The following is a 10,271-nucleotide window of genomic DNA, read 5'->3' as shown; positions in this document are numbered from 1 at the left end:
AGTCAGATATGTGTATTGGAGTCCCTGGTCAGGTTCTGGCCGTTGGTGAAGATATTCACCAGCTTGCGCAGGTTGAAGTGTGCGGCATCAAACGTGATGTCAATATTGCCCTGATTTGTGAAGGTGATACAGCTGAGCTGGTCGGGCAATGGGTGCTGGTGCACGTAGGGTTCGCCATGAGCATCATTGATGAAGATGAAGCTAAAGCCACGTTAGACGCACTTCGCCGCATGGAGTACGACGTCACCAGCGCGTGACAAATCCTGAATGAAATTGCCGGATAGCGGTTGCCATCCGGCAATTTATTTTAGTTCTGGCGCTTATCTTCGGTCTGGGTATCGAAGTCGCTGGCGTCATGGCGTTCATGAAGCTGCTCGTTCAGCGGTCCGTTAGTGCGGTTTACAATACGACCACGCTTAACCGCCGGACGCGCTGCAATCTCTTTTGCCCAGCGTTGTACGTGCGCGTAGCTTCCTGCGTCAAGGAACTCTGCTGCGTCGTAGACGTTGCCCAGAACCACATTGCCAAACCATGGCCAGACCGCCATATCGGCAATGGTGTATTCATCTCCGGCCACAAACTGATGTTGCGCCAATTGTTTATCCAGCACGTCGAGTAAGCGCTTGGCTTCCATGGTGAAGCGATTGATAGCGTACTCAATTTTAACCGGAGCATAGTTATAGAAGTGGCCAAAGCCTCCGCCGAGGAACGGTGCTGCGCCTTGTAACCAGAACAACCAGTTCAGCGTTTCGGTGCGTTTTGCCAAATCCTGCGGCAGGAAATAACCATATTTTTCCGCCAGATAGAGCAGGATTGCGCCAGATTCGAATACGCGAACTGGTGGGTTTTGCGAGTGATCGCGTAGCGCCGGGATCTTCGAGTTCGGATTCACCTCAACAAAGCCGCTGGAAAACTGATCGCCATCGCCAATGCGGATAATCCAGGCATCGTATTCCGCGCCCTTCACCCCCTGCGCCAGCAACTCCTCCAGCATAATCGTCACTTTCTGCCCGTTTGGCGTACCCAGCGAATAGAGCTGCAGCGGATGTTTGCCAACCGGCAGCGTTTTCTCGTGGGTGGCTCCGGAAACCGGGCGATTGATATTGGCGAATGCGCCCCCGTTCGATTTTTCCCACGTCCAGACTTTCGCGGGCTGATAGGTATTGTCTGACATATTGACCTGCCTTCTGAGTGGTTGTGTTGATGCAGTGTAGCAGTTAGGTAGAACTCAATTTAACAGATTGGAACTTTATGTCGCTTTGTGCTGAAAGGGGAAGATAAATCTAACCCGTTCATTGTACCCGCTCCGTACTCCATGAAGAGGAAATCAATGTTGGACGGAAATTGCTACCGTATTCGCCATTAAAAATTGGCGGTGAATAAGCAGTAATAATGAAAAATGGTGTTCCAGGAGTAAGCGGTTATCAGGGCCCGGCGGGTGGGTGGGGCGCGGTAAAAGCCGTCACTGCTTCGGTGTTTTCGCAAAAGGCTGTCGCCCGCGACATTATCGCGATGTTCAAAATGAACCAGGTGAAAGGGTTCGACTGTCCGGGCTGTGCGTGGCCGGACCCAGGGCACCGTGCGCCAATGGAGCTGTGCGAAAATGGCGTTAAGGCGGTCTCCTGGGAGACAACCAGTAAAAAAGCGTCACCGGAATTTTTCAGCCGTCACCCGGTTTCCACACTCTGGCACTACAGCGATTATGAGCTGGAAAATATCGGTCGTTTGACGCATCCGATGAAATACGATGCAGCATCAGATACCTGGCAGGCGGTGGATTGGGATATCGCCTTCCAGGAGATAGGCGAGCGTCTGCGCAGCTATGATTCACCCCAGCAGGTTGAGTTTTACACCTCCGGCAGAACGTCAAATGAAGCGGCGTTCCTGTATCAGCTTTTTGCCCGCGAATATGGCAGCAGCAACTTTCCTGATTGCTCAAACATGTGCCACGGACCGACCAGCGCAGGGCTAACGCCGGCCATTGGCCTTGGAAAAGGGACCGTTGAACTTGACGATTTTGACCATTGCGATCTGGTGATTTGTATCGGGCATAACCCTGGCACTAATCATCCACGTATGCTGACCACCTTACGCGACGTTGCCAAACGCGGGGCTAAAATTATCTCTATCAATCCGCTGAACGAAAGGGGGCTTGAGCGCTTTAGTTTCCCGCAAAGCCCGAAAGAGATGTTCACCGGTCAGTCGACGCAGCTGAGCAACGACTACTACCAGGTAAAAATGGGCGGTGACGCCTCGCTGCTGAAAGGCATCATGAAGGCGCTGATCGAAATGGATGAAGCGCGGATCTTACTGGATCAGCAACCGACACTCGATCATGCGTTTATCGATGAGCATACCGCTGGATATGCAGCGCTGTATGAGGACTTACGTCAGCATAACTGGGCGGAGCTAGAACAGGACTCGGGCCTGACGCGCAGTCAGATGGAAGACCTGGCGCACAGCTACAGTAAATCTCGTGCCACTATTATTTGTTATGGTCTGGGCATCACCCAGCATAAAAACGGTACTGAGAACGTCCAGCAACTGGTAAACCTGCTGCTGCTGAAAGGCAATGTGGGTAAGCCTGGGGCGGGGATCTGCCCGTTGCGCGGTCATTCTAACGTGCAAGGCGACCGTTCCGTGGGGATCAATGAAGCGGCATCCGAAGACTTCCTGCAACGCCTGGAGACGCATTTTTCTATCCGTGTGCCGCGCAAACATGGCCGCTCCAGCGTGGAGAGTATTCGGGCCATCGAACGGGGAGAGGCAAAAGCGCTCATTTGCATGGGTGGCAATCTGGCGGTGGCGATGCCGCAGCCGCAGCGTACCTTTGCGGCGATGAAAAATTTGGATCTGCAGGTCCATGTTGCGACCAAGCTGAACAGATCGCATTTGCTGCTGGCAAAGCATAATTACCTGCTGCCTGCATTAGGTCGAACGGAGCGCGACATTCAGGCGACGGGGATCCAGTCGGTGACCGTCGAAGACTCGATGTCGATGGTCCACGCTTCCTGCGGCGCGCTGAAGCCAGCTTCCCGCTGGTTAAAATCGGAACCCGCGATTGTGGCGGGCATGGCACACGCCACTCTGCCGCTTTCGCCGATCAACTGGGAAGCGTTAACCGGGGACTACGCGCTGATCCGTGACGCCATTGAAGCCGTGATCCCGGCGTTCCACGATTACAATGCCCGTATTGCCGAGCCGGGCGGATTTCGTATGGATACGCCCGCTTCGCGCCGTGAATGGCGAACGGCGAATGGTAAAGCCAACTTTATTGTCAGCCATCAGCGGGCGGTAGAGCGAGAAAATCAGCCTGCCGATGCACTGGTTCTGGCGACGCTGCGCAGCCACGATCAATACAACACCACTATTTATGGTATGAACGATCGCTACCGTGGCATTACCGGTCGTCGGGATGTGGTGTTTTTAAGCGCTGAAGAAGCGGCGACTCGCGGTCTGAACCAGGGAGATGTGGTCAACGTTCAGGCGCTGGACGACAGCGGCCAGCCCTGTGTGGATCGTATTATGTACGGCTTGACGGTGGTGATTTACAACATGGCGCTGGGCTCAATTGGCGCTTATCTGCCAGAAGCGAATGTCCTGCTTTCGCTGGATGCGGTGGACACACAAAGTTTGACTCCGGCGTATAAAAGCGTAGCGGTCACCGTGACAAAAGCGTAGTTCCTGCTGCGAATTTTTCGCCTCTGAGCGCCAGCCGCTGCGTTGAGGTGTATGATGATGTCGACCTCTGTCCGGTTAGTGTCGCAGAGCAGGCAATCAGAGCGAAAAATTCACGCCAACCTGCTCAGGCTGTATTGTTTTGAGGTAAGGTGCATGAGCAAAGGAACGACCAGTCAGGATGCCCCATTCGGGACATTATTGGGCTACGCCCCAGGCGGCGTAGCAATCTACTCTTCAGATTACAGCTCCCTCGACCCACGGGACTACGACGATGATGCGGCATTTCGCAGCTATATCGACGACGAATACATGGGCCACAAATGGCAGTGCGTAGAGTTCGCACGCCGCTTTCTCTTCCTTAATTATGGCGTGGTCTTCACCGATGTAGGCATGGCCTGGGAGATCTTTTCCTTACGCTTTCTACGCGAAGTGGTGAATGACAATATCCTGCCGTTACAGGCATTTCCGAATGGTTCACCCCGCGCGCCGGTAGCCGGTGCTCTGCTTATCTGGCAAAAAGGCGGTGAGTTTAACGATACCGGCCATGTGGCGGTCGTCACCCAGTTGCTGGAAAACAAAATCCGTATTGCCGAACAGAACGTGCTCCATACGCCGTTGCCTCCCGGACAGCAGTGGACCCGCGAACTGGAGATGGTGGTTGAAAACGGTTGTTACACCCTGCGTGATACCTTTGACGACACCACCATCCTTGGCTGGATGATCCAGACCGATGATACCCGTGACAGCCTGCCGCAGCCGGAGATCGCCAATGACTCGCTGAAAATTGGCGGCGCGCGACTGGAAGATAACGGGCAGTTTGACGGTAAATGGCTTGATGAACAGGATCCGCTGCAGAAAGCCTACGTGCTGGCGAACGGCCACGTTATTAATCAGGATCCGCATCAGTACTTCACCATTACCGAGAGTGCAGAGCAGGAGCTGATCAAAGCCACCAACGAGCTGCACCTGATGTATCTGCACGCGACCGACAAAGTGCTGAAAGATGACAACCTGTTGGCGCTGTTCGATATCCCGAAAATCCTCTGGCCGCGTCTGCGCCTTTCCTGGCAGCGTCGTCGGCATCATATGATTACGGGACGTATGGATTTCTGTATGGATGAACGCGGACTGAAGGTGTATGAGTACAACGCCGATTCCGCATCGTGCCATACCGAAGCCGGTTTGATCCTCGAAAGATGGGCCGAGCAGGGCTATACAGGACAGGGACACAACCCAGCTGAAGGATTGATCAACGAACTGGCGGGGGCCTGGAAGCACAGCCGCGCGCGTCCTTTTGTCCACATCATGCAGGATAAAGATATAGAGGAAAACTACCACGCTCAGTTTATGCAGCAGGCGCTACGTCAGGCCGGGTTTGACAGTAAAATTCTGCGTGGCCTCGATGAGCTACGTTGGGATGACGCTGGTCAGCTGATTGACGGGGACGGTCGTCTGGTGAACTGCGTCTGGAAAACCTGGGCGTGGGAAACCGCAATTGAGCAGGTGCGAGAGGTCAGTGAAACGGAGTACGCTGCGGTACCAATTCGTACCGGGCATACGAATCAGGAAGTGCGTTTAATCGACGTGTTGCTGCGCCCGGAAGTGCTGGTCTTTGAACCTCTGTGGACGGTGATCCCTGGTAATAAAGCGATTCTGCCGATCCTGTGGCAACTGTTCCCACACCACCGCTATCTGCTTGATACTGATTTCACTGTTAATGAAGAGCTGGCGCAAACCGGTTATGCAGTGAAACCTATTGCAGGACGTTGTGGCAGCAACATCGATCTGGTGAGCCATCAGGAAGAGTTACTGGATAAAACCAGCGGTAAGTTTGCCGAGCAGAAGAACATTTATCAGCAGCTTTGGTGTCTGCCAAAAATTGCCGGTAAATATATTCAGGTTTGTACCTTCACCGTAGGCGGTAACTATGGGGGGACCTGCCTGCGCGGCGATGAGTCGCTGGTGATTAAAAAAGAGAGCGATATCGAGCCGCTGATTGTAGTGAAGGAAGAGTAATCTTTTTGCGAGTTCTTGATTGAAATGCGAAAAGCCGGGGTATATCTCCGGCTTTTTTCTGTTTGTAGTTAAATTGACGCTGATTATATATTTAAATAAGTTACATGGAATATGGATATAATGACAATTATTACTTTAATTAATATTTTATAGCTCAAAAACATTCTTTTTATGAATGTTTTCAACGTTAATCAATTTCCTCCGTTTGTATTAGATAATATACTTTCTTGATTTTGTTTTTAGATGAATAATACTAATGTATTATTTGGTGTATTAGTGATATTGATCATATTTTATCTCAGGTAATATGTCGGATTACGTTAGCGTATTAATTATAATCGTTAATTGTCATTAACAGTTGTTGTTGACTGCCCGCAGAAATGACGTTGTAAGAAACACGTTGAGCGATTGGAAAATGCTCCGTTAGGAAATGTAAAATATCGGCAGGAACCGCCGGTCTGAGAGGGACGTATGGGTGACAGTTTTCAGAATGAAGTGCCGACGGCACGCGTTAATATTAAGTTAGATTTACATACCGGAGGCGTTCAGAAAAAGGTTGAATTGCCGTTAAAACTTTTGGCTGTAGGTGATTTCAGTAATGGTAGAGAACAACGACCATTATCCGAGCGCGAAAAGGTTGATATTAATAAAAATAATTTCAATGATGTGTTAGCTAAGTTCGCACCAGTAGTAAATATGAGTGTTAAAAATACGTTAGCTGGTGATGACAGAAATGAAGATATTAACCTTACCTTTAAAAATATCCGCGATTTTGAACCTGAGCAGGTCGCACGAAATATCCCACAATTACGCGTTCTGTTGGCTATGCGTAACTTACTGCGCGACCTGAAATCTAACTTACTCGATAACGCTGCTTTTCGTCGCGAGCTGGAAATCATCCTCAAAAATCCAGCCCTGAGTCAGGAACTGCGTGATGAACTGGCAACCATGATGCCAGAAGAGATTTAACGTTATACAGGGTTTCCTCCGCTTAATTGGCAGGAATAGTAAAGGATCATAAAAGGAATATGTTGATGTCTGTTCAGGAACATACCTCTTCAGTCGCGACCACCACGACCAGTGAACGCAGCGTTTATCAATCCCTCTTTGACAAAATTAATCTTTCCCCGGTTTCGACATTAAAAAATGTAGATGCATGGCAGAGCGATGAAGCGCTTTCTGATGCCGCTCCGGCTGAACGCGTGACCGCCGCTATTCAGGTTCTGGTCTCTTGCCTCGCGGATGCTGCGCAGCCAGTAGAGCGCCTGGATAAAACGCTGCTGGATGAGCAGATTGCTCGTCTGGATAAGCAGATTAGCGACCAGGTTAATGAAGTTATGCACCATGCTGAATTTCAAAAACAAGAATCGCTCTGGCGTGGTGTGCATTCGATGATCACCGGTATCGATTTTCGCCAAAATGTCCGTGTAGAAATGATGGATATCAGCAAGGATGCGCTGCGTGATGATTTTGACGACGCGCCGGAACTTATCCAAAGCGGGTTGTATCGCCATGTTTATATTGAAGAATATGATCAGCCTGGCGGCGAACCCATTGCGGCAATGATTTCAGCATACGAATTTGATAACAGCCCACAGGATATTGCACTGCTGCGCAATATTTCGGGTGTGTCGGCTGCCTGTCATATGCCGTTCATTGGTTCCGTTGGGCCGAAATTCTTCCTGAAGGAAAATATGGAAGAAGTCGCGGCCATAAAAGATATCAATGATTATTTCGAACGAGCTGAATACATCAAGTGGAAAGCATTCCGTGATAGCGACGATTCACGCTATATCGGATTAACTATGCCGCGTGTTCTGGGTCGCCTGCCGTATGGTCCTGATACCGTGCCGGTACGTAGTTTTAACTATGTTGAAGAAGTTAAGGGCCCGGATCATGAAAAATATCTGTGGACCAGCGCCTCTTTCTCTTTCGCTGTGAACATGGTGAAAAGTTTTATCAAGAATGGCTGGTGCGTCCAGATCCGTGGACCACAGGCGGGTGGTGCGGTTAAAGACTTGCCTATCCATCTGTACGATCTGGGGACAGGTAATCAGGTGAAGATCCCGTCTGAGGTGATGATTCCAGAAACCCGGGAGTTTGAATTCGCCAACCTCGGCTTTATTCCGCTTTCTTATTATAAGAATCGTGATTACGCCTGCTTCTTTTCTGCTAACTCGGCTCAAAAACCTGCGCTGTTTGATACAGCGGAAGCGACGGCTAACAGCCGGATTAACTCACGTCTACCGTATATCTTCCTGCTTTCTCGTATCGCTCACTACCTGAAAATCCTGCAGCGAGAAAATATAGGTACGACCAAAGATCGCCGTCTGCTTGAACTTGAACTGAACAACTGGCTGCGCAGTCTGGTAACCGAAATGACCGATCCTGGCGATGACTTGCAGGCTTCACACCCGCTTCGTGACGGGCGTGTTGTGGTGGAGGATATTGAGGATAACCCAGGCTTCTTCCGCGTGCGCCTGTATGCCATTCCGCATTTTCAGGTTGAAGGTATGGACGTCAGTTTGTCGTTAGTTTCACAAATGCCTAAGTCGAAATCTTAACGACACAATGCACAGGAGGTGCGATGAAGATCTATCGCCCGTTATGGAGCGAGGGGGCCTTTCTGGCTCCCCAGCAGTTTCAGCAACAGACACGTTGGGATGCCTATGTAGCCGACGTTGTGGCTCATATGTCACTTTCATCACCGTGGGGCGTCATCAGCGCGGAGTTTGATGAAAGTGCGCTAACGGTTTCCCGTTTGAATCCCGTTAATCTGGTTGTGCGTTTTCCTGACGGTACGTTAGTGGATACAGGTATTTCAGATAACCTGCCTCCGGCGTGTGATTTATCGCATCTTACTGGTTACAGCAGCGTTGATATCGTCCTGGCGTTGCCGCTGCTTTCGGCTAATGGCGGCAATCTTTCGTCAGGCAACGGCGTTAGCCGTCCGTGTCGCTGGCAGCAGGAATGGCTGCCAGTGCAGGATCTCTCTGGTCAGGAACGGACTGATATGGCAGTGCTGCGGCATGCTATCACCCTCCGGTATGCCCACGATGATAACAGCGCTTATCTGACCTGTCCGGTAGCTTGCCTGACTCGTAATGCTCAGGGGCAATGGGATCTGGGACGCGATTTTTTACCGCCATCGCTTTCACTCTCAGCCAGCCCCTTATTAATCAATTCTCTCAGTGATTTGGTGCATCGCATCCAGGCCCGTTGTCGCCGTCTGATGGCCTTGCGTCGTGAAAGTAACGAACGAATGGCGGATTTTGCGGTAGCAGATGTTTCGTTGTTTTGGCTGCTGAATGCGCTTAATAGCTCGGAACCTGTACTGAGAGAAATGCTGCAAAACCCAGGCCGTCACCCCGAACTTTTGTGGCGTGAACTGGCGCGGTTAGCGGGCAGCCTGCTGACCTTTTCATTAGAACATGATGTCAGCGTTGTGCCTCCATACCAGCACGCAAATCCGCAGCAAGTATTCCCTCCATTGTTTGCATTGCTGGTGGAACTGCTGGAAGCCAGCCTGCCATCTCGTGTTGTCGCTATTGAGCTGACGCAGGAGAGACAGTTCTGGAATGGTGCACTGTCGGATGCTCGACTGCGTGAAGGCGCTGATTTTTACCTGTCCGTTCGTTCAGATCTCCCTGCGCATGTCCTACTGACGCAATTTCCACAGCTCTGTAAAGCGGGGAGCAGGGCAGACGTGTCTGATGTAGTCAATGTAGCACTCAGCGGAATTCCGTTAAAACCGCTGACGCATGTACCCGCAGCCATCCCGTTACGACTGGAAAATCAATACTTTGCTCTTGAGATTAATCATCCAGCAGCTCAGGCCATGCTGGACGCTGGTAATTGCGCCTTCTATGTGCCGGGAACGCTGGGAGAGATTCAACTCGAGTTATTTGCCGTATTAAGGGATTGAAATAAATGAATAAGGATATTGATCAGGTGTTCTGGCCAACCTGGCTTGCTGTAAGCCAGCTACGTGGCGGGTTGGAAGTCGACGATGGGGCTGCTTTTTATCGCCGGGCCTGCCAATGGGTGGATTCTGCGCGTAATGCATTGCGTGATCTGGGGTACAGCGAGCACAGCGTTGAACACATGCTCTACACCCAATGTGCGTTACTGGATGAAAGCGTGTTGAACCGTAACCGGCAGGATAGCGGTTATATCACCTGGCTTGCGACACCCTTACAGGCCCACTATTTCAATACCACCAATGCCGGGGAAGAGCTCTGGGAGCGCATTCGTACCGTACTGCGCGAGCCCGTTCTTGATACCGCCGTATTAACCTGCTTTTATCGCGCAATCACGCTTGGTTTTGTGGGTCGCTATCGTGAGCAGGGTGATGAACGTCGTGAAGATGTTCTCGAAGCGCTGTCAACTCAGGCGATGCCTTTTAAGTTAAAACACGATTCACCAGTAATTATGCGTGCGTCCGGCTTCTCTGGCGGTAAGCGCCGCTGGTGGCTGGCATGGATTGTTGGCGCTCTGGCGTTGGGGGCTTTGTGGCTAACATTTTCTCATGTCTTACAAGGGCAGATTGCTCAGCTGATTGGGCAGGGTTAAGA

General features: G+C 51.1%; 8 protein-coding genes. 7 read left to right on the top strand and 1 reads right to left on the bottom strand.

What is annotated here, in order from left to right:
* Positions 1-8 precede the first annotated feature (8 nt).
* The gene (hybG, locus tag OGV52_RS17110) at positions 9-257 is read left to right on the top strand and encodes a hydrogenase maturation factor HybG (protein ID WP_003024459.1); all 249 of its coding nucleotides are present in this window, start codon (positions 9-11) and stop codon (positions 255-257) included.
* A gap of 50 nt (positions 258-307) precedes the next feature.
* Here the strand turns inward: hybG and yghU are convergent, their stop codons facing one another.
* A complete protein-coding gene (gene yghU, locus OGV52_RS17105) occupies positions 308-1,174 on the bottom strand; it encodes a glutathione-dependent disulfide-bond oxidoreductase (RefSeq protein ID WP_103767113.1) in 867 nt (288 codons plus the stop codon).
* Positions 1,175-1,392: 218 nt separating this feature from the next.
* Here yghU and OGV52_RS17100 point away from each other — a divergent pair, with 218 nt between their 5' ends.
* From OGV52_RS17100 to tssL, 6 genes are all read left to right on the top strand, one after another.
* Entirely contained in the window at positions 1,393-3,681 is a 2,289-nt protein-coding gene (locus tag OGV52_RS17100; protein WP_287108843.1) for an FdhF/YdeP family oxidoreductase, read from the top strand.
* Positions 3,682-3,834: 153 nt separating this feature from the next.
* Positions 3,835-5,697 (top strand): bifunctional glutathionylspermidine amidase/synthase, encoded by a 1,863-nt coding sequence (gene gss, locus OGV52_RS17095; RefSeq protein WP_016154486.1) that lies wholly within the window; start codon positions 3,835-3,837, stop codon positions 5,695-5,697.
* Positions 5,698-6,168: 471 nt separating this feature from the next.
* Entirely contained in the window at positions 6,169-6,666 is a 498-nt protein-coding gene (tssB, locus tag OGV52_RS17090) for a type VI secretion system contractile sheath small subunit (protein WP_287108842.1), read from the top strand.
* Positions 6,667-6,731: 65 nt separating this feature from the next.
* Entirely contained in the window at positions 6,732-8,261 is a 1,530-nt protein-coding gene (tssC, locus tag OGV52_RS17085; protein WP_016157464.1) for a type VI secretion system contractile sheath large subunit, read from the top strand.
* Positions 8,262-8,284: 23 nt separating this feature from the next.
* The gene (gene tssK, locus OGV52_RS17080; RefSeq protein ID WP_141875647.1) at positions 8,285-9,622 is read left to right on the top strand and encodes a type VI secretion system baseplate subunit TssK; all 1,338 of its coding nucleotides are present in this window, start codon (positions 8,285-8,287) and stop codon (positions 9,620-9,622) included.
* Positions 9,623-9,627: 5 nt separating this feature from the next.
* Positions 9,628-10,269, top strand: coding sequence for a type VI secretion system protein TssL, short form (tssL, locus tag OGV52_RS17075; RefSeq protein WP_287108840.1), 642 nt, complete (start codon positions 9,628-9,630; stop codon positions 10,267-10,269).
* The last annotated feature ends 2 nt before the right edge of the window (positions 10,270-10,271 follow it).

Source organism: Citrobacter sp. Cb041 (assembly GCF_030336655.1).
GTDB classification, from domain to species: Bacteria; Pseudomonadota; Gammaproteobacteria; order Enterobacterales; family Enterobacteriaceae; genus Citrobacter; species Citrobacter braakii.
This window is presented reverse-complemented; position numbering and strand designations above follow the sequence as displayed.